This window comes from Bacillus sp. EU52 (genome assembly GCF_037964975.1).
GTDB classification, from domain to species: domain Bacteria; phylum Bacillota; class Bacilli; order Bacillales; family Bacillaceae; genus Bacillus; species Bacillus subtilis.
Genome location: NZ_CP150177.1, coordinates 242,266 through 269,254 on the forward strand (window position 1 = coordinate 242,266; position 26,989 = coordinate 269,254).

Here is a 26,989-nt window from a genome sequence, read left to right on the forward strand (position 1 = left end):
GTTGGCAGGAAAAGGAAACTTTTTCTATATCTATCTCGTAATGACTAGAGAACCTAGCAGAAAAGGAGAGATAGAATTGAAACGAATGATAGTGAGAATGACTCTGCCGCTGCTGATTGTCTGTCTGGCGTTTTCTTTTTTTTTTAGACTCCGCCCGTGCTGCTTCTGAAGAAAAATATTGGGATCACTGGATTGAACGACATGCACAGCCACTGGATGCTTCCAATGCTTCAAACAAAGACCTTCACTTTCTGAAGAAGGTGCTGAAAGGAAAACGAATCGTTCAGTTAGGAGAAACGACACATGGCGCTGGCGAAATCAATGCCACAAAGGTCAGAATGATCAAATACCTCCACGAAGAGCTGGGATACGATGTATTGGCCTTTGAGTCTGGCTTCCCTGATACAAATGCATTCTACCTTAATATGGACCAATTAACCCCTAAAAGCACGATGAAAAACTCCATTTACGCTGTATGGCACACAGAAGATGTCGTTGAATTGTTTGATTACATGAAAGAGCAAAAAGAGAAAGGCGATCCGCTGATCCTTACCGGTTTTGATATTCAAAGCATGAAGAATTCATTCAATGATGCTGCGACTCATTGGGTAAAAGCGGTGGACCCTGAGAAAGCAGAGTTGCTCTCCCAATCAGAAAATAATTTTTCAACATTAGTGACAGACAGCAATACGTTTGATGAATTTTCGCAAAAGAAGGAAAAGCTTGTGAAAAACTATCAGAAGCTGATCAAGTTCACTAAAACACATGCTTCAGAGCTAAAAGAAAACCTTCCAAAAGAGCCGAAAGCTTATGAGATGTTTATGCATTCCTTCAGCTGAGAATTGACGTAATGGAAACGTATATGCTGGAAGAAATGAAAGAAAAACTAGAGGAGTATCCGGAGAATATTGAGGATTTTTCATTCTTTATGAGAGACCGCATGATGGCTGAACAATTTCAGTGGGTAGCTGACACCCTTTATCCGAAAAAGAAAATCATTGTCTGGGGCCACAATTACCATCTACGCAAACAGAATACGAAGATGATAAAGGACTGGGTACAGCTAAATGGCCCTAACATGGGTGATTATTTGCCGGAGCGGCTGAAAAAACAAACATATACGATTGGCATTTATGCTTACTCAGGTGCGAGTCTTGATAGCTCCGATAATAAGACTGTTAAGCCGGTTACAAGCCCGCCGCCGTCTGGGAGCCTTGAAGCTTTGCTGAAAGCGGCGGACCGACCGGCTGTTTTTGTTGATTTTCTCCATACAAAAAACAAGAAAGGCACTTCGTGGATGTATACCCCCCGCACAGCACTCTATTGGGGATTCACAGAAGAGCAGCTGATCCTTAAGGAACAATATGACGGTGTCATTTGGCTGGAGCATATCACACCATCTGTCATTATCAAGTGAGCGGTGTCCCCTGTGGTAAACAGGGGATTTTTACATATCGCAAAAATAATCAAAACATATAATCCGTGATCCATTATTCTAAAACAGAAAGGAGATTGGAGCGTGCAATGTATTATGAAAAAGCTGTCCAGAAAACAATCAATTGGATTGAATCACATTTACATGAGCAAATATCAAACGAGGATATTGTTAACGTTTCAAGCTTTTCAAAATTCCATTTTCATCGGATTTTTCAAAAAGAAGTCGGCATGTCGGTTGCTTCTTATATTCGGTTAAGACGTCTTGCGAATGCGGCGGCAGCTTTGCTTTATACAGATCATCGTATTATCGATATTGCTTTGTATTATCAGTTTGAATCTCAAGAAGCATTTACGAGGACGTTCAAAAAGATGTATCACATGCCGCCAGGAGCATACCGAACATTTATGAAACGCTTTACTTCAAAAAAGGAGGAATCTTACATGGAGAAAAAAATGAAAGGCTGGGTATTGAGCGGGAGCCATCCGTTCCAATTCGAAATGGGGATTGACCGGGAAAATGTACATCAGGGAAAAGCTTCAGGGTATTTAAAGTCAACGATGGTGCAGGATATCGGTGAATTTGCGACGATGATGCAGCAATTCAAAGCAGATCGCTATCTAGGAAAAAGGCTTCGTCTATCAAGTTTTATCAAAACAAAGGGGGTGCAGCATTTTGCCTCACTTTGGATGCGGGTTGACAGTGCTGCTGATGATGTTCTCCAATTTGATAATATGAGCAACAGACCTATTACCGGAACAACCAATTGGAATCATTATGCTATCGTTTTAGATGTCCCAGAAAATAGCGCTGTGATATCTTTTGGCGTTCAATTATCTGGGCCGGGTCAGGTGTGGATGGATCATGTTGTTTTTGAAGAGGTAGATGAGAGCGTTCCTTCAACAAACCTTGAAATGCCGGGAGAACTTTTAGATGAACCGGTAAATTTATCTTTTGAAGAGGAACTACAAAAATAGTTTTCAGACAACTACTTTTACTAGTAAGTTAATGGAAAATACTATTTGTTTTTAATAAACCCTTGTGCCGCTTAGGTTTGTAAGAGCTTGGATATTTTTATCAGTCTGGGCGGATCTGTTCATCTTTGCGGCATTTTCCTGTATGATATAGTAAGAGTGTGCATAGCAACTAACTATAATTGAACAGGGTGTTTAAAACATGGAAAAACAATACAGAGTATTACTTTACTATAAATATGTTCCGATTGAAGATCCAGAGGCGTTTAGAGAGCAGCATCTGGCTTTTTGTAAGGAGCTTGGTTTGTTAGGCCGTATCCTTGTTTCTTCTGAAGGAATTAACGGTACGGTATCAGGTACGGTTGAACAGACTGAAAAATATATGGAAACAATGAAAGCTGATCCTCGTTTTGCGGACATGGTATTTAAAATTGATGAAGCAGAAGGCCATGCCTTCAAAAAAATCTTCGTCCGCCATAAAAAAGAGCTTGTAACGCTTCGTCTTGAAGATGATGTCGATCCGAACGAAACAACAGGCCAGCATTTGAAGCCTGCAGAATTTTATGAGAAGATGCAGGATCCAAACACAATTGTCATCGACGCGCGTAACGATTACGAGTATGACCTTGGCCATTTCAGAGGTGCGGTCCGTCCTGACATCGAAGCCTTCCGCGAATTACCTGAATGGATCGAAGAACACAAAGATATGCTTGAAGGCAAAAAGATTTTAACGTACTGTACAGGCGGCGTACGCTGTGAAAAGTTCTCAGGATGGCTGGTGAAGCAAGGCTTTGAAGATGTAGCACAGCTTGACGGCGGAATCGTGACATACGGAAAAGATCCAGAGGTGCAAGGCAAGCTTTGGGACGGCCAGTGCTACGTATTTGATGAAAGAATCAGCGTGCCTGTCAACCGTGTCGAGCATGTGATTGTCGGCAAGGACTACTTTACAGGAGAACCGTGTGAGCGTTATGTGAACTGCGCAAATCCATCTTGCAATAAAAAAATGATATGCACACCGGAAAATGAGTATAAATATATGCGCAGCTGCAGCCACGAATGCCGCACGAACCCAAGAAACCTGTATGTGAAAGAGCATAATATGACAGAAGAAGAAGTAAACGCAAGACTGGCAGCGATTGAAACAGAAGATCACGCTGCTGCTGAATAAAAAAAGAACACCTCGTATTGAGGTGTTCTTTTTTTCTATATGCTTTCAGTTTGGCTGTTTGCGGAAACCCATTCTTTTTGGCGGAAGGCCTTTTCCCATTTTGATACCACGATACAGGCGATCGCATGTCCCGGTACGTTCACGCCCGTTCTCGCCATGTCCATGACGCGGTCAACACCCGCGATAATGGCAACGCCTTCAGCCGGCAGTCCTACAGCATTGGCAGTCGCCAGAAGAACTACAAGCGATCCTGAGGGTACAGCTGCAATGCCTTTACTGGTCATCACAAGCACAAGCATCATGAGCAGCTGCTGGGACAATGTCATGTCTACTTGAAAGGCCTGTGCGAGAAAGATACAAGAAACTGATAAATATAAGCTGGAGCCGTCACAGTTCAATGACAAGCCGGAGGGAACGACAAATGATACCACTCGTTTGGGACAGCCGTATTTCTCCATTCTATCCATCAGCTGAGGGAGAATGGTTTCAGTGCTGGTGGTGGAAAATGCAATTAAAAACAGATCCCATATCATTTTCAATACTTCGAAATACTTAATCTGAAAGATGAGACCGACAAGCGGAAAGAGGACAAAGAGGATCAGGAACAGGCCAAGGAATACGGTGCCAACCAGCTTAAACATAGGGAGGAGGAGTTCAATGCCGTATTGGCCTACAGAAGCTGCCATCAGGGCTAACACGCCGATAGGAGCAGTGACCATGACGATTTGTGTGAGCTTGAACATAATCTGAGCGGTAGATTCAAAGAACTTCATCACTGGTTCAGAAGCTTTGCCGATACCAGCGGCGGCGACACCAAATAAAATGGCGAAGAAAATAACGGCAAGCAAATCATTTCTGGCCATGACATCAATAATGTTTGTAGGGATAATATCCAGGATCATTTGCTTGAAATCAACAACTTTGTCTGTGTAGCCGGAAAGTTCATGGATATCTTTTTTTGCCAAATGGGAGAGGTCAAGCCCGACACCTGGTTTTAAGACATTCGCTAATAAAAGTCCAAGCCCTAATACCAACGTTGTAATCACTTCGAACCAAATGATCGTCTTGATGCCGAGACTGCCCATTTTTTTCATGCTTCCGCTTCCTGCTGCTCCAATGACAATGGTAGAAAATACAATCGGCACAACAATCATTTTAATCAGGCGGATAAATCCATCTCCGACAGGCCTCAGTGCCATCCCGAAATCAGGAAAAAAGTGGCCGATCACCGCACCGACAGCCAAAGCGATTAAAATTTGAAACGCGATTAATTTTTTCAAATGAATCCCCCTTTAGAACGATAGAATGTAGGCATATTCATATCATTCGTGATTCAAATGCAAACACCTTTTTTCAAGTTATTTTATTTTGACAGCGCTTTCATTATGTTGGCGAAAAAGTCCCCCGCAGCAGGGGGGACTTTTTTACTTCATTTGAATGTGCTTTAGATCTTCTTCAGAGGTATTTGTGAAAATAACCGGTGTTATGGCTGAAGCGGCATGCTGCTTGATGTAATTGAGATCAAAGGTGAGAAGCAGTTCGCCTTGTTTGACGGCTTGTCCGCTTGTGACATGTGCTTCAAAGCCTTCCCCATTCAGTTTGACGGTATCGATGCCGACATGAATCAGGATTTCAGTGCCGCCGGCGCTCATAAAGCCGATGGCGTGTTTTGTCGGAAAAATCGAGACGATCTCGCCGTCCGCAGGTGCAACGACTTTTCCTTCTGATGGTATAATCGCAAATCCCTCGCCCATCATTTTTTCTGAAAAGACTTGATCAGGCACATCCCCTAAAGAGACTGTTTCTCCTTTAATCGGATAAAAAAAGGTCTCACCGGAATCGGGCTTCTGCGGTTTGTCAGTTACCGTGTCCAGCGTGGCGGCGGTGGCAGGGACGCCTCCGGCCATGATTGTTTTGATGTCGTCTTTTAAGGCATCGGACTTGGTTCCGAATATTGCCTGGAAGTTGTTGTTGACCTCCAGCACGCCTACTGCACCAAGCCGTTTTAATTCATCCTTTCTGACTTGACTTGGCTGATGAACGGTCACACGAAGCCTTGTGATACACGCATCCAGGTTAGCGATATTTTGCTGTCCGCCCAAGGCCTGCAACACGTGAAAGGCAAGTTGGTCTTTTGCAACTGGAGCTTTCTCCTCATTCTGACCGTCTTCATCTGTCTCACGGCCGGGCGTTTTCAAATTCCATTTCAGAATCGCAAATCGGAACAAATAATAATAAATGAAAGCAAACACGATCCCGACAGGAATGACAACCCAGCCGTTTGTAGACAGTCCGTAGTTCAAGACGTAGTCAATTCCGCCGCCTGAGAACGTATAGCCGTGGCGGACATGGAATAAATCACAAACGACAAAGATGACGCCGGCAAGAATAGAGTTAATCAAATAGAGCACGGGCGCAACGAACAAGAAAGAAAACTCAACCGGCTCTGTAATTCCGGTCAGCATAGATGTGAGCGCCGCAGAAATCATCACGCCGGAGATCATTTTTTTCTTTTCCGGACGCGCGGTATGGATAATGGCAAGAGCAACTGCCGGCAGACAGAAAATCATGTAAGGGAAATCCCCCATCATAAAGCGCCCGGCTGTCGGGTCTCCCGCGAAAAACCTTGTCAGGTCTCCGGTTACGGTGTTGCCTGTTGATGGGTCTGTGTATTCTCCCATCATAAAATAGAAAGGCGTATAAAAAATATGATGCAGGCCAAAAGGAATCAGCAAACGATAGATCGTTGCATAAAAGAACAGGCCGACTGTTGAATCGGCAATTAAACTGCTGGCTGCGTTAATTCCGTTTTGGATTAGCGGCCAAACGAATGAGAAAATGACGCCGATCACCAATGAACTGACGGAAGTAATAATCGGGACAAAGCGTTTTCCAGAGAAAAATCCAAGGACCGGATGCAGCTCGATTGATGAAAATCGCTTATATAAATAGGCGGCGAGAAGCCCGATAATGATTCCTCCGAAAACCCCCATATCAATCAGGTGCTCGGCTCCTTCATACGGAGGCTGAAGGCCGAGTAATTTTCCCATATTGTCGAGGGTGACGGTTAAAATTAAGTATCCGATGACAGCTGCAAGTCCGGCTACACCTTCTCCGCCGGCTAATCCGATCGCGACCCCCACGGCGAAAATCAGCGGGAGATTATCGAATACAACGCCGCCCGCATCCTTTATAATAGGGATGTTCAGTAAATCCTTGTCTCCGAAACGGAGCAAAAGACCTGCTGCCGGCAGGACGGCAACCGGAGTCATCAACGCGCGGCCAAGCTGCTGCAGAATTTGAAATGCCTTTTTAAACATGACAGTCTCCTTTTATTGTGTTATGAGAATGATGCACTCTTTAATTTTTGAGCTGCTTTATAATCGGCGATAACGGTTACATGATTGTGTTTTTGAAGAATAGAGGCTGGTACATCTGTCGTGACAGGACATTCAGCCATCTTTTGAATAGCGTCTGCTTTTTCCTCGCCGCTTGCTAAAAGCACAATATGTTTGCTGAATTCCATGATGGTTTTAATGCCCATTGAAATCGCGAGTCTCGGAACCAGCACCGGATCGCCGCCGAAGAATCTGGCATTTGCCTGTATCGTGCTTTCCGAGAGCTTCACAACACGTGTCCGGTCTTCAAAATCAGATCCCGGTTCATTAAAACCGATATGGCCATTGGCGCCGATGCCGAGAATTTGGACATCAATGCCTCCCGCCTGGCGGATGAGATCCTCGTATACTTTGCATTCCGCCTCAAGCTGCGGGTTGTCTCCTTGCGGGATATGAATATGATCAGGCTGCATATTGATATGCTGAAATAGATGCTCATGCATAAAGTGGTTATAACTTTGCGGATGAGATGGAGAGAGACCAGCGTATTCATCCAAATTAAATGTAGTAACCTTTGAAAAATCAATTTCGCCTGCCTGATAGTCTGAAATCAACTGCTTATACAAGCCGACCGGTGTGCTTCCTGTTGCCAGGCCGAGAACGGTATCTTTCTTAGCTTGTATTTGTTCTTTAATAATGGCAGCGCTTAACTTACAGAGTTCTTCGTAGTGCTCGGCGATTAGAATCTTCATGTGACACCCCCTCAAAGAGATAGACAAGCACCATATTTGTTATGACCAATTTATGATACTTGTCATTACGAATTTAGCACCGCCCTTATCAAACTGTCAATATTAATTTCTGAAAATTTGTTATAAAAGAAGGATACAAATCTTTCATATTGGGATGGCAAATGGTATTATGGTCTCAATGAAAAAGAACGGATTGCATACAGAATGGGGAGAATGAAATGACAGCTTTATATTCTGTGATCAAGTTTAAAATCATTGAGTTGATTAAATCGGGCAAATATCAGGCGAATGATCAGCTGCCGACGGAGAGTGAGTTTTGCGAACAATATGATGTCAGCAGAACAACTGTGAGACTGGCCCTTCAGCAGCTGGAGCTTGAGGGATATATTAAAAGAATTCAAGGAAAAGGGACATTTGTATCGGCGGCAAAAATACAAACGCCGATTCCGCATAAGATTACGAGCTTTGCAGAACAAATGAGAGGCCTTCGTTCTGAATCAAAAGTGCTTGAGCTTGTGGTGATTCCTGCCGATCACTCCATTGCCGAGCTTTTGAAAATGAAAGAGAATGAACCTGTCAACAAGCTTGTCAGAGTCAGATACGCCGAGGGGGAACCTTTGCAGTATCATACCTCATATATTCCCTGGAAGGCGGCACCGGGGCTGGCGCAGGAGGAATGCACCGGCTCGCTGTTTGAGTTGTTAAGGACAAAATACAATATTGAAATCAGCAGGGGCACGGAATCGATCGAACCGATTTTAACCGATGAAACGATCAGCGGCCACTTATTAACCAATGTCGGAGCGCCTGCGTTTTTATCAGAATCCCTTACCTATGATAAAAATGAAGAAGTGGTGGAATATGCGCAAATTATTACCCGGGGAGACCGAACGAAATTCACCGTAGAACAGTCATATCATTCATAAAGCAATGTGTTTTAAGAAGGGAATGGTGGTTCTATGTTTTTATTTACGAATGGAAAAGTGCTGTGGGGAGCAGTGATTGCTGCATTCATCCTTTCAATTGTATTTTACCCTTTTCTGCCGACGCAGATGCCGATTCATTATGATGTTGCGAACAGTCCGGATCTGACGGTTAACAAGCTGGCGGGGACTGTGATGCTGCCTATTTTGATGGTGGTGTTTGCATGGGCGTGGAAGATCAATTGGCAATTTGTATTCGCAGTGTATATTTTGCTGATTTGCCACATTGTCGTCCTTTGTTTAGCGGTCTAAATCAAACAGCCAGAATAAAACTGGCTGTTTTTCTTTAATTTCAGCTTCATCTGACAATGAATGTGGTGTATAATAGCTGATGATCCTAAAGAATATTCTGAAATTTATCGGTGTGGAGCGGCGTATCATGAAAGGAAGGGCTGTATGTTTTTTGCAGCCTTAAAAAGACTGAATATTTAAACAATTATATGAAAGGTGTGCTGATTAGATTGAATAAGCTTATTGAACGAGAAAAAACTGTATATTATAAGGAAAAGCCCGACCCGTCTTCCTTGGGGTTTGGACAATATTTTACAGATTATATGTTTGTGATGGACTACGAAGAGGGAATTGGATGGCATCATCCAAGAATTGCACCGTACGCACCGCTTACGCTCGATCCGTCTTCATCTGTTTTTCATTACGGCCAGGCTGTTTTTGAAGGATTAAAAGCATACAGAACAGAGGATGGCAGGGTGCTCCTGTTCCGTCCGGATCAAAATATCAAACGGCTGAACAGATCGTGTGAGCGCATGAGCATGCCCCCTTTAGACGAAGAGCTGGTGCTTGAGGCATTGACACAATTAGTTGAGCTGGAGAAAGATTGGGTTCCAAAGAAAAAAGGAACGTCACTGTATATTCGTCCTTTTGTCATTGCCACAGAACCGAGTCTCGGTGTGAAGGCATCCAGGAGCTATACATTTATGATCGTGCTTTCGCCTGTCGGCTCCTATTATGGCGACGATCAGCTGAAGCCGGTTAGAATCTATGTCGAAGATGAGTATGTGCGGGCGGTCAACGGAGGAGTCGGGTTTGCAAAAACGGCTGGAAACTATGCCGCCAGTCTTCAGGCACAGCGGAAAGCGAATGAACTGGGCTATGACCAGGTACTGTGGCTGGACGCCATCGAAAAGAAATATGTGGAAGAAGTGGGAAGCATGAACATCTTTTTCGTCATAAACGGGGAAGCTGTCACACCTGCTTTAAGCGGAAGCATTTTAAGCGGGGTGACACGCGCGTCTGCGATTGAATTGATTCGAAGCTGGGGCATTCCGGTTCGTGAAGAGAGAATATCGATTGATGAGGTGTATGCGGCCTCTGCACGCGGAGAATTGACAGAGGTCTTCGGCACAGGCACGGCAGCAGTCGTTACGCCTGTCGGTGAACTCAACATCCATGGAAAAACGGTGATTGTAGGCGACGGGCAAATCGGGGACCTCTCGAAAAAGCTGTATGAAACGATAACAGATATTCAGCTTGGCAAGGTAAAAGGCCCGTTTAACTGGACAGTGGAAGTGTGAAAATCGAAAAAGAACCTGCCCGGAGGCAGGTTCTTTTTATTTTGAATGAGTCATATCAGCAGCCGGCTGGCTTTTGCGGTTTTTTACATAATATATTGCATAGCAAATGGCCATAAATGGAACGCCGCAATAGAGTGCGATTCTTTGATTCGGATCAAAGGCAATGCCAACAACGGAAGCCAGGCATAACAGGAACGCAGCAATCGGCACGAACGGATACAAAGGGGTTCTGTATTTCAAATCAGTAACCTTGTTTCCCGCTTCGATATAACGTTTTCTAAACATGAATTGAGAAGCAGCGATACCCATCCACACGACAACGACGGCAAAACCGGAAATCGACACGAGCACAACGTATACAGTGTCTGGCGCAAATACGCTGGACAGCAACGACAGAATGCCGCCGATCATGCTGAACACCAGCGCGTTAAACGGGGTTCCTTTTGACGTCAGCTTTGCAAATGTCGGATGAAGCGTTTTTTCTTTTGATAAAGACCACAGCATCCGGGAAGAAGCGTAGAGTCCGGAATTAGCCGCTGACAGGATCGCTGTCAGGATAACAAAGTTCATGATATCGGCTGCGTATGGTACACCGACTCTGTCAAAGACAGCGACAAACGGGCTTTTGATGACACCTGCATCTTGAATCGGAATCAGTCCTGACAGCACAAAAATTGTTCCGACAAAGAAGAGTGAGAGACGCCAGACCGTTGTTTTAATCGCTTTTGGTATCGTCTTGTCAGGATCAATGCTTTCACCGGCTGCGATTCCGATTAGTTCCGTTCCCGAAAAGGCAAAATTGACGGAAAGCATCGTCATCAAAATCGGGACAAATCCATTTGGAAAAAGCCCGCCTTCCGCGGTGAAGTTGGACAGCATCGGAGCGGCTTCTCCGCCTTTGATCGGGATGATGCCGAACATGGCAGAGCCGCCTAAAAGAATAAATAATACAATGGCTAATACTTTGATGCTGGAAAACCAAAATTCTGATTCAGCGAAAAACTTGACCGAAAATGCGTTAAGCAAGAAAATGAACAGCGCAAAGACGGCACTCCACATCCAAACCGATGTATGGGGGAACCAGCGCTGCATTAACAGGCCGGCTGCTGTGAATTCTGATCCCAATGCCACGGTCCATGTTAGCCAGTACAGCCAAGCAACCGTAAATCCGGTGCCCGGCCCTATGTATTTGGCTGCATAGGTGTGAAAGGCGCCGGTCACAGGCATGGCGACTGACAGCTCACCGAGGCATAGCATGACCAGATAGACGATGCCGGCCCCGACTAAGTAGGCGAGTATCGTTCCGGCCGGGCCTGCTTGCTGAATGGTATAACCTGAGCTTAAAAACAGCCCGGTTCCGATGACACCTCCCAAGGAAAGCATAAAGAGGTGCCGGCTTTTCATACTTCTCTGAAAGTTTGTCTCATTCTTGTTGTGGGCAGAGTTCATCTTTTTCCAACTTTCTATCAGCGATTTATTTCCTCCTAATAAAAAATCTCATGTCAGGAAGTGACACGAGACTCCGGCGAACCGGCTTTAAGTTAGAATATACAAACTATTCCGATAAGTCAAGTTGTTTTTAAAGAGCGGGCCCAAGCCGCAATTTCTTGAATATCTTCGGGTTTTGTCCGGCAGCAGCCGCCAATCAGTCTCGCCCCTTTTTCATGCCAGGTGCGGGCGCTCGCCCCGTAAGATTCTGCGTATGCTGCGCCGTTCCACGTTTTTGTTTCCGGATCATATTGCTCACCTGAATTCGGGTAGACAATGATCGGTTTTGACGTGTTCTTTTTTAACTCCTCTATCAAGGAAGGGATATGCTGAAGCGGCGTGCAGTTGATGCCGAGTGCTGCAATTTGGCGGTGTTCATCAAGCCACGATGCGCAGTCAGCTGCAGGTGCTCCGTCACTGATATGCAAGCCGTCTTTAGCACTGAAGCTGATCCACGCATACGTTTCAGGAAATTCCTTCAACAGCTGAACAATCGCTTTGGCTTCAGTCAGACACGGAATCGTTTCGCATGCCAAAACATCAGCTCCGGCTTCAATCAGCGCCTTCATCCGGGGACGATGAAATTCAATCAGTTCATCTTCTGGTATTGCGTAGTTGCCGCGATATTCAGACCCGTCTGCAAGATAAGCGCCATAAGGGCCTACAGAAGCCGCAATGATCGGCTTTGGCCGATTCAAACGGTTCTCTTCAAGCGACCAAAATTCATCGCGTGCTTCAGCTGCGATGCTGACGGACAACTCGATGAGCCGGCGTGCTTCCGCTTCGCTCAGCCCGCGTGCGGCAAAGCCTTCAAATGTAGACTGATAGCTGGCGGTGATTGCACAATCGGCGCCTGCCGCAAAATAATCAGTATGAACTTGTTTAATCAGCTCCGGCTCTTCCATCAGGATTTTTGCCGACCACAGACTGTCGTTCAAATCACAGCCCTTGCGTTCAAGCTCGGTCGCCATGGCGCCGTCTAGCACAATAAGCGGGTATGTATCTAATATGTGTTGGATAGGATTCATAGAATGTACCGATGCCTTCTTTCAGATTTTTTTGAAAAAGATATGAAAATCGTAATGGAGGCTTACGTGTTTGTCAATAAACGCAAAAAGGGAAAGGTGTTCAGCCCATATGTCTGAACACCCTTTTCTTATGATATTTGTTTGTTGTGCGTGTCAGTCTTTGTGTCTGAAACCGGCCAGCACTCAATGCCATTATGGTTTTTGAGCACATCTTTATAAAAGACCGGATCCTTGCCTGCTTTTTTCTGGCGTGTATAGTCTTTCAGCGCAGTAAAAACGACCTTTGATAGTAAGAAAATCGCGATTAAATTCACGACGACCATCAAACCCATGAACAAATCAGCAAGATCCCAGACGAGCTGGACTTTGGCAACACAGCCAAACACGATCATTGCCAGCACGCCGATACGGTAGACAAAAATCAGTTTTTTGCTTTTGTTCAAAAAGCCGATATTGGTTTCGCCATAATAATAGTTTCCAATTAGAGCACAGAATCCGAATAACAAAATCAGAATGGCGAGAAAGCCTGATGCCCATGATCCGACATGGGAGCTGAGGGAGGCTTGTGTCAAGGCGATTCCGCTCAGACCCGGAGTATGATAGGCATCCGAAAACAGGATGATAAAGGCGGTGCTTGTACAAATGACCAGTGTATCTGTCAGTACACCAAAAGCTTGGATCAGCCCCTGTTTGACGGGATGGCTTGTTGTGGCGGTGGCAGCGGCATTCGGTGCGCTTCCCATTCCCGCTTCGTTTGAAAAGATTCCCCGTCTGACGCCTTGCATGAGTGCCGCGCCCAAAGCCCCGCCGGCGGCCTGATCAAAACCAAACGCATTTTTCACGATTAGCGCAAGCACACTTGGCAGCTGCGTAATGTTGGTGAAAATGACGAAAAACGCAACTCCGATATACAGGACAGCCAATACGACGACAATGGATTCAGCCAGCTTTGCAATGCGCTTGACTCCGCCAAAAATAATCGTGCCGAATACAGCAATTAAAATGAGTCCCAATGTCAGGCGGTTTGTGCCGAACGCGTTTTCAAAGGCAAGGCTGACTGTATTGGATTGAACCGAGTTGAAGACGATACCGAACGATAAGGTGATTAACACAGCGAACAGCGCGCCCATCCACCTTTTGTTCAGCCCTTTTTCCATGTAATACGCCGGCCCGCCGCGGAAGCCGTTTACATCTTTCACTTTATAAATCTGAGCCAGTGTGCTTTCCACAAAGCTGGATGCTGATCCGATAATGGCGATAATCCACATCCAGAAGATTGCACCGGGCCCGCCGAGTGCAATGGCGATGGCAATGCCCGTAATATTTCCCGTTCCGACACGGGCCGCCATGCTGATGCAAAAGGCTTGAAACGGAGAAATGCTGTTTTTTGACCGGGAAGCAGCACCTTCTCTTAATACCCTGACCATTTCTTTCAGCATGCGAACCTGTAAAAACTTAAGCCTGAACGTAAAATAGATTCCCAGAGAAAGGAGCAAAACAATTAATAGCTTTGACCACAAAAGATCATTTGCAATACCGACGATATGTTCTAGGATTTGCTGCATACAATCACCTCTTTTTTCATATTTAAAAAATGCTGAGCTCCCATTCCTGCGCCATATGCTTCAGCAGCATACCGCCAGTGAGGCTGTTGCCGTATTCATCAATGGCAGGCCCGTAAATGCCGATGCCGCATCCGGATTGAAAAGGCTGTTCTCTTCTGGCGCTTGGAGGCACCAGCGCCATGATGCCGCCGGAGACGCCGCTTTTGGCCGGCACGCCGACAAACGCCGCATATTTGCCTGAAGCGTTGTACATGCCGCACGTCAGCATTAATGCCTTGGCTAATTTTGCCACATCTTTTGGAATCACCTGCTCGCGTCGAATCGGATGATACCCGTCATGAGCAAGGATCAGGCCGATCAACGCAATATCTTCTGTAGTGCTCTCCATAGCGCATTGCTTCAAGTACACCTCAAGTGTTTCTTCTACTTCAGCTTCTAAAAAGTTTGTTTCTTTTAAATAGTAGGCCAGCGCTCTGTTGCGGTGGGCGGTTTCCCATTCAGAACGGAATACTTCCTCATGAATTCTCGGCCGTTTTCCTATCAAAGTTTCCATCACCGAGTAAAGAAACTCGAGCTTTTCGTATGCCGATTCTCCGGGAAGGATCGAAGCGATGGTGAGGGCACCCGCGTTGATCATGGGATTGAACGGCTTTCCCGGCTTGTTGATTTCGAGCCGAATAATTGAATTAAAGGCGTCACCTGTCGGCTCGACATCTACGCGGTCCAGCACATAGGGAATGCCGCGGCTCATGCAGGCGGCAATAAAGCTAATCACTTTTGAAATGCTTTGCAGGGTAAAAGAGACGTTCCAGTCGCCGGCGTGTATCATCGTTCCATCAGGCTCCAATACACAGATGCCGAGCTGTGAATCATTGACTTTTCCTAAAGCGGGGATATAGTTTGCGCTTTGTCCATTGGCGGCAAAAGGGCGATAGTATTCAACCCAATCATGAAGCTGTAACGCCGGGTTTATGTCTTTCTGGTGCTCTTTTATCAATTCTTTCATCGAATTCCTCCTCACTGATTTTTTTCTTAAAGGACTGAGGTGTATCAAAACGAAGGCTAAAGGGGCGTTAAACGCTTTCATAATAGCGGAAGGTATAATTACTGTATAATGGAGACTACAGAATCATACAAAATACGACAAAAACATTTTGAAAATAAGCAGTAAGATTTATAAAAACCTCATGTTCTGGGTCAAAAGCAATTTGCAGGTTTTCTCTCGATTCCCCAAAATAAAAAGCGAGGATGTGATCAACATAAAACTGGAACGGTTTATTGAAAAAGACGGATATATACTGGCCCTCATGCTGATTACGGTGCCGCTGGCCGGTGAACTGAAATTTTATCCCCTCAATGAAGAATTCCGGGTCAGCTTTGGGGCACCGGTTTTTTTCTTCTTTTTATCGTTGTTGCGGCAAGTGCCCGCTGTGCTGCCGGGTTTTCTGACTGGAGCGGCTGTTTTCATCTTTCGCGTCTTTCTGGAATTATGGGGCGGAGGACACAATGGGCTGACTCCGATTCTGTATGATCAAGCGTCTGGCTTTTTCTTTTATATGACTTACGCCTGTCTGTTTTCCATATTAAAGGCCAATCGTTTCCGTGAACGGCCGATTATGCTCGGTTTCATTGGGTTTATGATTGAAGTTGTGTCAGATTGTGTCGAGCTAACTGTGCAATTTCTCATTTTTCATACGGTTGTCACGCCTGAGAAAATCACTGACATTGCGGTGATTGCGATTTCTCACACATTTATTGTGATGAGCTTTTATAGTGTGCTGAAGCTGTATGAAACACAATCGAGAGAAAAACAGACAAGGCAGCAGCACGAGCACATGCTGATGATCGTTTCCAATTTATATGAAGAAACGGTGCACCTAAAAAAGACATTGAAAACGACAGAGAAAGTGACAAACGATTCGTATCAGCTCTATCGGGAAATGAAGAGCAAGGATGTTCAGCTGAGCGGCAGAATCCTGAGACTGGCCGGAGAGATTCATGAAGTGAAAAAGGACAACCAGCGGATATTCGCAGGGCTTTCAAAACTGATTTCGAATGAGAGTTTGAGAGATTATATGAGGGCTTCTGATTTGCTGCAGCTCGTGATTCGAATGAATGAAAAGTACGCTGAAGCACTAGGGAAGCAGATTGATTTTTACTGCTCGATCGAGGGAGAGCATGACGAATATCACGTATTTATCGTGCTTTCGATCATTAATAATCTAACAGCAAATGCGGTAGAGGCTATGGATGAAGAGGGAATGGTCAGCCTGAGGCTCCGTAAGCCAAATGAGAGTATGGTAGAATTCCAGGTGGAAGACAATGGCCCCGGGATTTCCGAGAAAATCGGAGACATTGTGTTTGACCCGGGCTTTACTTCAAAATATGACGAATTTGGCACGCCTTCTACGGGTATCGGACTTTCCTACGTAAAGGAAATCGTGACAGAGCTAGAAGGGGATATCACGTTTGATAATCAGCAGCGGGGAGTGGTGTTTGCCATCAGGCTGCCTGTCCGGCATTTGATTCAGAAAGGGTGAACCAAAAGCTATGCGTTTTTTTATTGCAGATGATGACCGTGCGGTGCGGTCAATTTTAAGGCAGATCATTGAGGACGAAGATCTCGGGGAAGCTGCTGGTGAAGCAGACGACGGAAGCCAAGTGGAAGGGCATATGCTGCAATTTAAGCAGATTGATATTTTATTAATCGATCTGTTAATGCCCGGAAGAGACGGCATTGAGACGATTCGTCAGATACAGAATACGTACTCCGGCAAAATCGTAATGATCTCTCAAGTGGAGGCGAAGGAAATGGTCGGGGAAGCGTACTCGCTCGGCATCGAATATTTTATCCATAAGCCGATTAACCGCATTGAAATTGTCACGGTTCTTCAAAAGGTGAAGGAGCGGATCGAGCTTGAACACTCGATTGGAGCCATTCAGCATTCTCTAAGCCGGCTTGTCAATCGGACTGAACGGAAAGCGCGTCCCCAGCAGAAGAGTGACAGCGGTTTAAAAGAGGCAGGAACATTCCTGTTGTCCGAGCTGGGCATGATGGGAGAAGGCGGCGCACATGATCTCATGGCGGTCCTGCAGTATTTAGCAGAACACGAGCAATCCGAGCCGCACGAAAAACAAAGCCCTTCGCTAAAACAAATATTCACCCAAGTAGCGGTACGGAAGCTGGGGACAGGGGCCTCACAGACGGAAGTCAATCGCGAAATGAAAGCCTCGGAGCAGCGTATCCGCAGAGCGATTATTCATTCGCTGCACCATTTTGCTTCACTGGGCACAACTGATTTTTCGAATCCAAAATTTGAAACCTATGCATCGAAATTCTTTGATTTTCCGGTTGTCAGCCAGAAAATGAAAGAACTCCAATCCAAGGATGCAAAACCCCTTGCACCTGCTAGAATAAATATGAAAAAATTCATCCACGTGTTTTTTTTGGAAGCAAAGCTTTTGCATGAGACGATGAAACAAAGAAGGATATAAACCAAACAGCCGGCTGACCTGGCTGTTTTTTTGCTGCGCAGAATCCCGGCCGGACAGTGATTTACCGCTTTTTTATAAAATATCAGAAAATAAAGATATTGACTTATTGTTTATTTGTCTTACAATTAAACAAAAGGATATATGGGGAAGGAGCGGATGTGAAAGAAAAATTAATAAAAGCGCTTACAGATAGAGGCTGTATACACAAATAACAGGAGGTTATGTTGATGAGCCGTATCAGAAAAGCACCCGCTGGAATTTTAGGTTTTCCGGTTGCTCCTTTTAACACACAAGGAAAACTGGAGGAAGAAGCTCTTTTTCAAAACATTGAGTTTTTGCTGAATGAGGGCTTGGAAGCGATATTTATCGCTTGCGGGTCTGGTGAATTCCAATCTCTCAGCCAGAAGGAATATGAGCAAATGGTGGAAGTCGCAGTCTCGGCAGCCGGAGGAAAGGTGCCGGTCTACACGGGGGTGGGCGGCAACCTCAGCACAGCGCTTGATTGGGCGCAGCTGTCGGAGAAAAAAGGCGCCGACGGCTACTTGATCCTGCCTCCGTATTTGGTGCATGGCGAACAGGAGGGGCTGTACCAGTATGCGAAAACGATTATTGAAAGCACTGACTTGAACGCGATTCTTTATCAGCGCGATAACGCAGTTCTCTCTGTTGAACAGATCAAACGTCTGACCGAATGTGAACAGCTTGTCGGTGTCAAAGACGGGGTAGGAAATATGGATTTGAATATCAACCTCGTCTATACGATCGGCGACCGCTTGGGATGGCTCAACGGAATGCCGATGGCTGAAGTGACGATGCCGGCATATCTGCCGATCGGGTTCCACTCTTACTCTTCAGCGATTTCAAATTATATCCCGCATATTTCGCGAATGTTCTATGATGCATTGAAAAACGGAAATGACGAGCTTGTGAAGGAACTCTATCGGCATGTGATTCTGCCGATCAACGACATTCGCAAACAACGAAAAGGCTACGCCGTATCCTTGATTAAAGCCGGTATGGAAATCATGGGTTTGAATGTAAGGAATACAGCCAGACCGCCTGTCGGCCCGGTTGAAAAAGATCATTATCAGCAATTGGAAACAATTTTGAAGCAGGCGGCTGACCGTTTTCCGAAAAAAGCCGCGACGGTTTGACCAGAAAAAACACGAAAGGGGCAATGGGCATGTCTGTGATCACGGAACAAAACACGTACCTCAACTTTATTAACGGAGAGTGGGTTAAGTCTCAATCAGGCGATATGGTCAAGGTCGAAAACCCTGCCGATGTGAATGATATTGTCGGATATGTACAGAATTCAACGGCTGAAGATGTGGAACGTGCCGTCGCCGCCGCCAATGAAGCCAAAACGGCTTGGAGAAAGCTGACGGGTGCCGAGCGCGGCCAATACTTATACAAAACAGCGGATATCATGGAGCAGCGCTTGGAGGAAATCGCCGCCTGTGCAACGCGTGAAATGGGTAAAACATTGCCGGAAGCGAAGGGAGAAACAGCCCGGGGGATTGCCATTCTGCGCTATTATGCCGGAGAGGGCATGCGAAAAACGGGTGACGTCATTCCGTCTACTGACAAAGACGCGCTCATGTTTACCACCCGTGTTCCGCTCGGTGTGGTCGGCGTGATTTCTCCGTGGAATTTCCCGGTGGCGATCCCGATTTGGAAAATGGCGCCGGCATTGGTATACGGCAATACCGTTGTCATCAAACCGGCGACAGAAACAGCTGTGACATGCGCGAAGATCATTGCCTGCTTTGAGGAAGCGGGGCTCCCGGCAGGGGTCATCAATTTGGTGACAGGCCCGGGTTCTGTTGTCGGGCAGGGGCTTGCTGAGCATGAGGGTGTAAACGCCGTTACGTTTACCGGTTCAAATCAAGTCGGAAAAATCATCGGGCAAGCCGCTTTAGCGAGGGGAGCCAAGTACCAGCTTGAGATGGGCGGCAAAAACCCTGTCATCGTAGCTGATGACGCTGACCTTGAAGCTGCGGCCGAAGCTGTCATAACGGGGGCCTTTCGTTCAACCGGCCAGAAATGTACCGCGACAAGCCGTGTCATTGTACAAAGCGGAATTTATGAGCGCTTTAAAGAAAAACTGCTCCAGCGCACAAAAGATATTACAATCGGAGACAGCTTAAAAGAGGATGTCTGGATGGGACCGATTGCCAGCAAGAATCAGCTTGATAACTGCCTGTCATACATTGAGAAAGGCAAACAGGAGGGGGCTTCCCTTTTAATAGGAGGAGAAAAGCTGGAGAACGGAAAGTATCAAAACGGCTATTATGTTCAGCCTGCCATCTTTGACAATGTGACATCTGAGATGACAATTGCCCAGGAGGAAATTTTCGGTCCGGTGATCGCCTTGATCAAGGTGGACTCGATGGAGGAGGCACTGAACATCGCCAATGATGTGAAGTTTGGTTTAAGTGCATCCATCTTTACGGAAAACATCGGCCGAATGCTTTCTTTCATTGATGAAATCGATGCCGGACTGGTTCGGATCAATGCAGAAAGCGCAGGTGTTGAGCTGCAGGCTCCCTTTGGCGGCATGAAGCAGTCGAGCTCCCACTCCCGAGAACAGGGTGAGGCAGCGAAGGACTTTTTCACAGCGATCAAAACCGTTTTTGTGAAGCCGTAATGGTGCTGGAAAGAGGCATGCGTCTCTTTCCCGGCTTTATCACAGCCAGCATATGATTCTCTACTTTGAAAAGGAGAAGATACTATGAAAAAAGACTTTGCGAATGTTACACCGGCGGGCAAAAAAACGTCCGTGCGCTGGTTCATCGTGTTTATGCTGTTTCTTGTGACCTCTATTAACTACGCGGATCGAGCGACGCTTTCCATCACCGGAGATTCCGTCCAGCACGATTTGGGATTGGACTCGGTCGCCATGGGATATGTCTTTTCTGCCTTTGGCTGGGCCTATGTCATCGGACAGCTTCCGGGCGGCTGGCTGCTGGACCGTTTTGGTTCAAAGACTATCATTGCGTTAAGCATCTTTTTCTGGTCGTTTTTTACGCTGCTGCAAGGGGCGATTGGCTTTTTCTCCGCCGGCACAGCGATTATCCTGCTGTTTGCACTGCGTTTTCTGGTTGGTTTATCAGAAGCGCCTTCATTTCCCGGAAACGGCAGAGTTGTTGCCTCATGGTTTCCAAGCTCCGAGCGCGGGACAGCTTCAGCCTTTTTTAATTCAGCACAATACTTCGCAATCGTCATTTTTTCTCCTTTAATGGGCTGGCTTACCCACTCTTTCGGCTGGCATTCCGTCTTCGTTGTCATGGGTATTGCAGGCATTCTTCTGGCTGTCATCTGGCTAAAAACGGTGTATGAACCGAAAAAACACCCAAAGGTTAATGAAGCTGAGCTTGCGTACATCGAACAGGGCGGCGGGCTGATTTCCATGGATGACAGTAAAAGCAAACAAGAAACAGAATCGAAATGGCCGTATATCAAACAGCTGTTAACGAACCGCATGCTGATTGGCGTGTACATCGCGCAATACTGTATTACGACTCTCACCTATTTCTTTCTCACATGGTTTCCGGTATATTTGGTTCAGGCCCGCGGCATGTCTATTCTTGAAGCTGGGTTTGTCGCTTCCCTGCCGGCGCTGTGCGGATTTGCCGGCGGCGTGCTTGGAGGTATTGTGTCAGACATCTTACTCAAAAAAGGCCGTTCACTGACCTTTGCAAGAAAAGTGCCAATCATTGCCGGCATGCTGCTGTCTTGCAGTATGATTGTCTGCAACTACACAGATTCAGCATGGCTCGTCGTTGTCATTATGTCGCTCGCGTTTTTCGGAAAAGGCTTCGGCGCATTGGGTTGGGCTGTCGTGTCGGACACGTCTCCGAAAGAATGTGCAGGATTAAGCGGCGGTTTGTTCAACACTTTCGGGAATATTGCCTCAATTACAACACCGATTATTATCGGATACATTGTCAATGCCACTGGATCTTTCAATGGCGCGCTTGTGTTTGTCGGCGCTAACGCGATTGCGGCGATCCTCAGCTATTTGCTGCTGGTCGGGCCGATCAAACGGGTAGTGTTAAAGAAACAAGAACAAGACCCCGATCAATCGTTGCCTGTCTAATATTTATGAAAGCGCTTTATAAAGGGAGGAAAATGCATGAGTTCACCGATACAAGAGCAGGTTCAAAAAGAGAAAAGATCGAATATTCCCTCAATTACTGAAATGAAGGTGATTCCTGTTGCGGGACATGACAGCATGCTGCTGAATCTAAGCGGAGCACACAGCCCGTTTTTTACCCGGAATATCGTAATCTTAACGGACAGCAGCGGAAATCAGGGAGTCGGCGAGGTGCCTGGCGGAGAGCATATTCGGCGCACACTGGAGCTGTCAGAGCCGCTTGTTGTCGGAAAATCTATCGGTGCGTACCAAGCGATATTGCAAACGGTCAGAAAGCAGTTTGGCGATCAGGACAGGGGAGGGCGAGGAAACCAGACGTTTGATTTGCGCACCACTGTGCACGCCGTCACCGCACTGGAAGCGGCTTTGTTAGATTTGCTTGGAAAGTTTCTTCAGGAACCGGTCGCGGCTTTGCTGGGCGAAGGGAAGCAGCGTGATGAAGTAAAAATGCTCGGTTACCTCTTTTACATCGGCGACCGAAAGCGGACGACCTTGCCGTATCAAAGCGATGAGCAGTCAGATTGCGCGTGGTTCCGTCTGCGCCATGAGGAAGCGCTGACGCCGGAGGCCATTGTGCGTCTTGCCGAATCCGCACAGGAGCGCTATGGCTTTCAGGATTTCAAGTTGAAAGGCGGGGTGCTGCGGGGAGAAGAGGAAATCGAAGCTGTTACCGCATTATCGAAACGTTTTCCAGAGGCAAGGATCACTCTTGATCCGAACGGGGCATGGTCATTAGAGGAAGCTATTGCATTATGCAAAGGAAAGCAAGATGTGCTCGCGTATGCGGAAGATCCATGCGGGGATGAGAATGGCTACTCCGCTCGTGAAGTAATGGCTGAATTCCGCCGCGCGACAGGGCTTCCGACTGCGACAAATATGATTGCGACTGATTGGCGGGAAATGGGTCACGCGATTCAGCTCCACGCGGTCGATATACCGCTGGCTGATCCGCATTTTTGGACGATGCAAGGGTCGGTGCGGGTTGCGCAAATGTGCCATGATTGGGGTTTGACATGGGGCTCGCACTCCAACAACCACTTTGATATTTCCCTAGCGATGTTTACCCATGTAGCAGCAGCGGCTCCGGGGCGCATCACGGCGATTGATACCCATTGGATCTGGCAGGACGGGCAGCGATTAACGAAACAGCCTTTTGAGATTTCTTCTGGCTGTGTCAAGGTGCCGGATAAGCCTGGACTAGGCGTCGATATTGATATGGAACAAGTGGAAAAAGCGCATGAGATCTATCGGAAAATGAATTTAGGCGCACGGAATGACGCGATCCCAATGCAGTTTCTGATCAGCAACTGGGAATTTGACCGGAAGCGCCCGTGTCTTGTGCGATAAGTTTGATTGTAAATATTGTCATATCCGCTATTTTGTCTTACAATTGAACAACTGAAGGGAGAGTTGTTCGTGTACGAAGGTTTAGAGGATTTGAAAGTCGATACAGTCAATCGGAAAACATTAGCCAAGCAGGTCATCGAACGGATTGTCCATTTATTATCGAGCGGACAGTTGAGGGCCGGAGACAAATTGCCGACAGAAATGGAACTGATGGACATTTTGCATGTCAGCAGGCCGGTGCTTAGGGAGGCGCTCAGTTCACTTGAAACGCTGGGCGTCATTACGAGAAAAACACGAGGGGGCACATATTTCAACGATAAAATCGGCATGCAGCCGTTTTCCGTCATGCTTGCCTTGGCCACTGATAATCTTCCGGCTATCATTGAAGCGCGGATGGCGCTAGAACTCGGACTCGTGACAATTGCCGCGGAAAAAATCAATGAGGAAGAGCTTCAGCGTTTGCAGAAGACGATCGACGATATTGCCAACAGCACTGACAATCTTTATGGTGAAGCGGATAAAGAGTTCCATCGAATTATTGCGTTAAGCGCTAATAACCCCGTCGTTGAAGGGATGATTCAGTCCCTGCTGATTACCCATGCGAAAATTGACAGCCAAATTCCGTACAGGGAGAGAGATGTAACGGTCGAATATCACAAAAAAATCTACGACGCCCTTGCCAAAAGAGATCCGTACAAAGCACATTACCACATGTATGAACATCTGAAATTTGTCCGTGACAAAATTTTAAAAGGAATGGATGAAAAATAATGGTGAGCAACCGCAGTTGAAACGTAAGAGCTGCGGTTTTTTTAAAACCAATTTAGAAAACGCTTACTAAGATATGAGGAGTGATTTTCATATGGCGATGAACCTCAGGAAGAACCAAGCCCCCCTTTACATCAAAGTGCATGAAATAGATAACACTGCGATTATTGTAAATGATGGAGGACTGCCAAAGGGCACTGTTTTCTCATGCGGGCTCGTACTTGAAGAGGATGTTCCTCAAGGCCATAAGGTGGCCCTCACCGATCTCAATCAAGGGGACGAGATCGTGCGTTACGGAGAGGTGATCGGATTTGCTGATGAGACGATCAAACGCGGGAGCTGGATACAGGAAGCCCTCGTGAGAATGCCCGCTCCTCCGGCGTTAGACGATCTTCCTCTCGCAAACAGAGTGCCGCAGCCGCGGCCCCCTCTTGAAGGCTACACGTTTGAAGGGTACCGAAATGCGGATGGCAGTGCAGGGACAAAAAATATCCTCGGCATCACGACAAGTGTTCAATGTGTTGTTGGCGTTTTGGATTATGCAGTCAAACGAATAAAAGAAGAGCTGCTGCCGAAATACCCAAATGTCGATGACGTTGTGCCGCTGCATCATCAATACGGATGCGGCGTGGCGATCAATGCGCCCGACGCTGTCATTCCGATCCGCACGATTCAAAATCTCGCGAAGCATCCGAACTTCGGCGGAGAAGTAATGGTCATCGGATTGGGATGTGAAAAGCTCCTCCCGGAAAGAATTTCCTCCGAAAATGATGATGACATTCTATCGCTTCAGGATCACCGAGGTTTTGCGGCGATGATCCAATCCATTTTGGAAATGGCGGAGGAACGGTTAATCAGGCTGAACAGCAGAACCCGGGTGTCATGCCCTGTTTCGGATCTGGTTATCGGCCTGCAATGCGGCGGCAGTGATGCGTTTTCAGGCGTGACGGCGAACCCTGCCGTGGGGTATGCGGCTGATTTATTGGTACGCGCAGGTGCAACGGTTTTGTTTTCTGAAGTGACAGAGGTGCGGGATGCCATTCATTTATTAACGCCGCGGGCTGTCAGTGAAGAGGTCGGACAATCACTGATCAAAGAGATGAAGTGGTATGACAGCTATCTCCGGCGGGGAGACGCAGACCGAAGCGCAAACCCGTCACCAGGCAATAAAAAAGGCGGATTATCCAATGTGGTGGAAAAAGCGTTAGGTTCGGTGGCGAAATCAGGCACAAGCCCCATCTCCGGCGTGCTCGGCCCTGGTGAAAGAGCAGAGCAAAAAGGCCTGCTGTTCGCGGCGACACCGGCAAGCGATTTTGTGTGCGGCACCCTGCAGCTGGCTGCGGGCATGAATCTGCAGGTGTTTACGACAGGGAGGGGAACACCATATGGCCTGGCTGCTGCACCGGTGCTGAAAGTATCGACTCGGCATTCCTTATCAGAGCATTGGGCTGATTTAATCGATATCAATGCCGGCCGAATCGCGACAGGAGATGCCAGTATCGAAGACGTAGGCTGGGAAATCTTCAGGACGATTTTGGATGTGGCAAGCGGCCGCAAACAAACGTGGGCTGACCGTTGGGGCCTTCATAATGATTTGTGCTTGTTTAATCCTGCTCCAGTGACTTGATTCATGTTTTTATAGCGGAAAGATGGAATATGCTGTAAAATGAAAATCAGCGTATAGGAAACGGAGGGGTTACAGCATGGCATTCATTAGATTCCGAGTGACACGAATTCAATAGTGAACAACTCTCGCCTGAATGCGAGAGAATCGGGATGAATCCGCCTATGTATGAGCCCTTATATGGTTATCAAAAAAGAGGGTGGCGTGCCTGCCCTTTTTTGTGCCTTCAAGCATCCCTTCTCTCTACTGCAGGCCGGAGCATGAGAAAGGGGAAATGGGATGACAAACCTTAACGAAAAACAGCGTATCACTGAGATTGTCGGGCTTGCACGCAGCCAAGGTTTGACGGTTCATTCTGAGAACGCGCAATTGAATGAAACCGGAATGGACTTTCAAGTTGTATTTGCCAAGGACGACACAGGTATGCCATGGGTGCTGCGAAAACCGCGGCGAAGTGATGTTGTGGAAAGAGCATCTGCAGAAGGCATAACGCTTGCCTTTCTCCGCGCGAATCTGACTGCTGATGTGCCGGATTGGAGAATTCATACACCGGAATTGATCGCTTACCCCATGTTAAAAGGAACTCCGGCTGCTGGAATTGACTTGGAACAAAAGCAATATGTATGGAATATGGATCATCAGCCGCCGTCAGACGACTTTGTCCGCACACTTGCCGACATACTGGCTGAATTACATGGCACGGATCAAATATCTGCTGGGCAATACGGAATAGAAGTGATAAGGCCAGAAGATTTCAGGCAAATGACAGCAGACTCTATGGTTGATGTGAAGAATAAGCTTGGTGTATCTACGACGCTTTGGGAAAGATGGCAAAAGTGGATAGATGATGATGCATACTGGCCTTGTTTTTCTGCACTGATACACGGCGATCTCCACCCGCCGCATATTCTTATCGACCAAAATGAACGTGTCACAGGACTTCTGGATTGGACAGAAGCGAAGGTTGCCGATCCAGCCAAGGATTTTGTTCTTTATCAAACCATTTTCGGGGAAAAAGAAACTGCCCGTTTACTTGAATACTATAATCAAGCAGGCGGCCGGATATGGGCAAAAATGCAGGAACACATTTCAGAGATGCAGGCGGCGTATCCGGTGGAAATCGCCAAGCTAGCTCTGCAAACACAGCAGGAGGAACACATCAATATGGCGCTGGAAGCACTTGGTGTAACATCGGATTAAGAATTGACTTCGTTTCATGAACCGAGTATTATAAACTCTACAAATAATAGAACGGATTAACAATCGTGAGGAAGAGCAAGTACGCATCAGAATGGAGGTTCAGAGAGTCGGTGGCAGGTGTGAACCGATC

General features: G+C 46.7%; 21 protein-coding genes, 1 pseudogene and 1 other annotated feature (1 of these 23 cut by a window edge). Of the genes and pseudogenes, 15 read left to right on the forward strand and 7 right to left on the reverse strand.

Translation table 11 applies throughout. The features are described 5' to 3' along the window. The first annotated feature begins 76 nt into the window (after nt 1–76). From NSU05_RS01370 to NSU05_RS01380, 3 genes and pseudogenes are all read left to right on the forward strand, one after another. Nucleotides 77–1,417 (forward strand): annotated as a pseudogene (locus NSU05_RS01370) (erythromycin esterase family protein). A gap of 107 nt (nt 1,418–1,524) precedes the next feature. Then, a complete protein-coding gene (locus NSU05_RS01375; protein WP_003246240.1) occupies nt 1,525–2,412 on the forward strand; it encodes an AraC family transcriptional regulator in 888 nt (295 codons plus the stop codon). A gap of 199 nt (nt 2,413–2,611) precedes the next feature. Continuing rightward, nucleotides 2,612–3,580 carry a rhodanese-related sulfurtransferase gene (locus tag NSU05_RS01380; protein WP_003246287.1) on the forward strand — a complete coding sequence of 323 codons (969 nt, stop codon included), beginning with the start codon at nt 2,612–2,614 and terminating at the stop codon, nt 3,578–3,580. Nucleotides 3,581–3,615: 35 nt separating this feature from the next. On the opposite strand, the gene gltP is transcribed toward NSU05_RS01380, so the two are convergent. The 3 genes from gltP to nagB form a co-directional block, all read right to left on the reverse strand. Further along, the gene (gene gltP / locus NSU05_RS01385) at nt 3,616–4,860 is read right to left on the reverse strand and encodes a glutamate-aspartate/proton symporter GltP (protein ID WP_003234847.1); all 1,245 of its coding nucleotides are present in this window, start codon (nt 4,858–4,860) and stop codon (nt 3,616–3,618) included. A 144-nt stretch (nt 4,861–5,004) separates the two neighbouring features. Continuing rightward, a complete protein-coding gene (gene ptsG, locus NSU05_RS01390; protein ID WP_015252925.1) occupies nt 5,005–6,900 on the reverse strand; it encodes a glucose-specific PTS transporter subunit IIBC in 1,896 nt (631 codons plus the stop codon). A gap of 20 nt (nt 6,901–6,920) precedes the next feature. Then, a complete protein-coding gene (nagB, locus tag NSU05_RS01395; RefSeq protein ID WP_038428306.1) occupies nt 6,921–7,670 on the reverse strand; it encodes a glucosamine-6-phosphate deaminase in 750 nt (249 codons plus the stop codon). A 218-nt stretch (nt 7,671–7,888) separates the two neighbouring features. On the opposite strand from nagB, the gene gamR reads away from it, so the two are divergent. The 3 genes from gamR to NSU05_RS01410 all read left to right on the forward strand — a co-directional run bounded on the left by gamR (nt 7,889) and on the right by NSU05_RS01410 (nt 10,185). Then, entirely contained in the window at nt 7,889–8,596 is a 708-nt protein-coding gene (gamR, locus tag NSU05_RS01400; protein WP_003234841.1) for a transcriptional regulator GamR, read from the forward strand. Between the two features lie 33 nt (nt 8,597–8,629). Next, nucleotides 8,630–8,905, forward strand: a complete 276-nt coding sequence (locus NSU05_RS01405; protein WP_038428307.1) for a DUF1648 domain-containing protein — start codon at nt 8,630–8,632, stop codon at nt 8,903–8,905. Between the two features lie 209 nt (nt 8,906–9,114). Further along, entirely contained in the window at nt 9,115–10,185 is a 1,071-nt protein-coding gene (locus tag NSU05_RS01410; RefSeq protein ID WP_019712566.1) for a branched-chain amino acid aminotransferase, read from the forward strand. Nucleotides 10,186–10,221: 36 nt separating this feature from the next. Here NSU05_RS01410 and mmuP read toward each other — a convergent pair whose 3' ends face one another. The 4 genes from mmuP to NSU05_RS01430 all read right to left on the reverse strand — a co-directional run bounded on the left by mmuP (nt 10,222) and on the right by NSU05_RS01430 (nt 15,272). Further along, nucleotides 10,222–11,634 (reverse strand): S-methylmethionine permease, encoded by a 1,413-nt coding sequence (gene mmuP, locus NSU05_RS01415; RefSeq protein WP_038428308.1) that lies wholly within the window; start codon nt 11,632–11,634, stop codon nt 10,222–10,224. Nucleotides 11,635–11,753: 119 nt separating this feature from the next. Continuing rightward, the gene (gene mmuM / locus NSU05_RS01420; protein ID WP_038428310.1) at nt 11,754–12,701 is read right to left on the reverse strand and encodes a homocysteine S-methyltransferase; all 948 of its coding nucleotides are present in this window, start codon (nt 12,699–12,701) and stop codon (nt 11,754–11,756) included. A gap of 128 nt (nt 12,702–12,829) precedes the next feature. After that, on the reverse strand, nt 12,830–14,266 hold the full coding sequence (locus NSU05_RS01425; RefSeq protein ID WP_003234831.1) for an alanine/glycine:cation symporter family protein: 1,437 nt from the start codon (nt 14,264–14,266) through the stop codon (nt 12,830–12,832). 22 nt (nt 14,267–14,288) lie between these two features. Next, nucleotides 14,289–15,272 carry a glutaminase gene (locus NSU05_RS01430; RefSeq protein ID WP_014475676.1) on the reverse strand — a complete coding sequence of 328 codons (984 nt, stop codon included), beginning with the start codon at nt 15,270–15,272 and terminating at the stop codon, nt 14,289–14,291. Nucleotides 15,273–15,573: 301 nt separating this feature from the next. Here NSU05_RS01430 and glnK point away from each other — a divergent pair, with 301 nt between their 5' ends. The 9 genes from glnK (at nt 15,574) to mphK (ending at nt 26,859) form a co-directional block, all read left to right on the forward strand. After that, on the forward strand, nt 15,574–16,806 hold the full coding sequence (gene glnK, locus NSU05_RS01435) for a two-component system sensor histidine kinase GlnK (RefSeq protein WP_082200993.1): 1,233 nt from the start codon (nt 15,574–15,576) through the stop codon (nt 16,804–16,806). 10 nt (nt 16,807–16,816) lie between these two features. Continuing rightward, the gene (gene glnL, locus NSU05_RS01440; RefSeq protein ID WP_003234824.1) at nt 16,817–17,761 is read left to right on the forward strand and encodes a glutamine utilization two-component system response regulator GlnL; all 945 of its coding nucleotides are present in this window, start codon (nt 16,817–16,819) and stop codon (nt 17,759–17,761) included. A gap of 227 nt (nt 17,762–17,988) precedes the next feature. Beyond that, nucleotides 17,989–18,915: a 5-dehydro-4-deoxyglucarate dehydratase gene (kdgD, locus tag NSU05_RS01445; RefSeq protein ID WP_038428312.1), complete on the forward strand. Its 927-nt coding sequence runs from the start codon at nt 17,989–17,991 to the stop codon at nt 18,913–18,915. Nucleotides 18,916–18,944: 29 nt separating this feature from the next. Further along, on the forward strand, nt 18,945–20,411 hold the full coding sequence (gene gucD, locus NSU05_RS01450) for an alpha-ketoglutaric semialdehyde dehydrogenase GucD (protein ID WP_038428314.1): 1,467 nt from the start codon (nt 18,945–18,947) through the stop codon (nt 20,409–20,411). 84 nt (nt 20,412–20,495) lie between these two features. Continuing rightward, nucleotides 20,496–21,863, forward strand: coding sequence for a glucarate transporter GudP (gene gudP / locus NSU05_RS01455; RefSeq protein ID WP_014475680.1), 1,368 nt, complete (start codon nt 20,496–20,498; stop codon nt 21,861–21,863). 36 nt (nt 21,864–21,899) lie between these two features. Next, on the forward strand, nt 21,900–23,267 hold the full coding sequence (gene gudD / locus NSU05_RS01460) for a glucarate dehydratase (RefSeq protein WP_038427302.1): 1,368 nt from the start codon (nt 21,900–21,902) through the stop codon (nt 23,265–23,267). A gap of 69 nt (nt 23,268–23,336) precedes the next feature. Beyond that, complete coding sequence (locus NSU05_RS01465) at nt 23,337–24,038, forward strand: FadR/GntR family transcriptional regulator (RefSeq protein WP_003234813.1); 702 nt, start codon at nt 23,337–23,339, stop codon at nt 24,036–24,038. A gap of 91 nt (nt 24,039–24,129) precedes the next feature. Continuing rightward, complete coding sequence (gene garD, locus NSU05_RS01470; RefSeq protein WP_038428316.1) at nt 24,130–25,662, forward strand: galactarate dehydratase; 1,533 nt, start codon at nt 24,130–24,132, stop codon at nt 25,660–25,662. A gap of 276 nt (nt 25,663–25,938) precedes the next feature. After that, entirely contained in the window at nt 25,939–26,859 is a 921-nt protein-coding gene (mphK, locus tag NSU05_RS01475; RefSeq protein WP_038428318.1) for a macrolide 2'-phosphotransferase MphK, read from the forward strand. A 56-nt stretch (nt 26,860–26,915) separates the two neighbouring features. Beyond that, nucleotides 26,916–26,989: a binding site (T-box leader), on the forward strand; it runs 174 nt beyond the window's last position.

Bases quoted from the DNA above. Each gene is read 5' to 3' on its own strand.
- NSU05_RS01375 (WP_003246240.1), top strand. From the start codon at position 1,525: ATGTATTATGAAAAAGCTGTCCAGAAAACAATCAATTGGATTGAATCA.
- NSU05_RS01380 (WP_003246287.1), top strand. From the start codon at position 2,612: ATGGAAAAACAATACAGAGTATTACTTTACTATAAATATGTTCCGATT.
- ptsG (WP_015252925.1), bottom strand. From the start codon at position 6,900: ATGTTTAAAAAGGCATTTCAAATTCTGCAGCAGCTTGGCCGCGCGTTG.
- nagB (WP_038428306.1), bottom strand. From the start codon at position 7,670: ATGAAGATTCTAATCGCCGAGCACTACGAAGAACTCTGTAAGTTAAGC.
- gamR (WP_003234841.1), top strand. From the start codon at position 7,889: ATGACAGCTTTATATTCTGTGATCAAGTTTAAAATCATTGAGTTGATT.
- NSU05_RS01405 (WP_038428307.1), top strand. From the start codon at position 8,630: ATGTTTTTATTTACGAATGGAAAAGTGCTGTGGGGAGCAGTGATTGCT.
- mmuP (WP_038428308.1), bottom strand. From the start codon at position 11,634: ATGAACTCTGCCCACAACAAGAATGAGACAAACTTTCAGAGAAGTATG.
- mmuM (WP_038428310.1), bottom strand. From the start codon at position 12,701: ATGAATCCTATCCAACACATATTAGATACATACCCGCTTATTGTGCTA.
- NSU05_RS01425 (WP_003234831.1), bottom strand. From the start codon at position 14,266: ATGCAGCAAATCCTAGAACATATCGTCGGTATTGCAAATGATCTTTTG.
- NSU05_RS01430 (WP_014475676.1), bottom strand. From the start codon at position 15,272: ATGAAAGAATTGATAAAAGAGCACCAGAAAGACATAAACCCGGCGTTA.
- glnK (WP_082200993.1), top strand. From the start codon at position 15,574: ATGCTGATTACGGTGCCGCTGGCCGGTGAACTGAAATTTTATCCCCTC.
- glnL (WP_003234824.1), top strand. From the start codon at position 16,817: ATGCGTTTTTTTATTGCAGATGATGACCGTGCGGTGCGGTCAATTTTA.
- kdgD (WP_038428312.1), top strand. From the start codon at position 17,989: ATGAGCCGTATCAGAAAAGCACCCGCTGGAATTTTAGGTTTTCCGGTT.
- gucD (WP_038428314.1), top strand. From the start codon at position 18,945: ATGTCTGTGATCACGGAACAAAACACGTACCTCAACTTTATTAACGGA.
- gudP (WP_014475680.1), top strand. From the start codon at position 20,496: ATGAAAAAAGACTTTGCGAATGTTACACCGGCGGGCAAAAAAACGTCC.
- gudD (WP_038427302.1), top strand. From the start codon at position 21,900: ATGAGTTCACCGATACAAGAGCAGGTTCAAAAAGAGAAAAGATCGAAT.
- garD (WP_038428316.1), top strand. From the start codon at position 24,130: ATGGCGATGAACCTCAGGAAGAACCAAGCCCCCCTTTACATCAAAGTG.
- mphK (WP_038428318.1), top strand. From the start codon at position 25,939: ATGACAAACCTTAACGAAAAACAGCGTATCACTGAGATTGTCGGGCTT.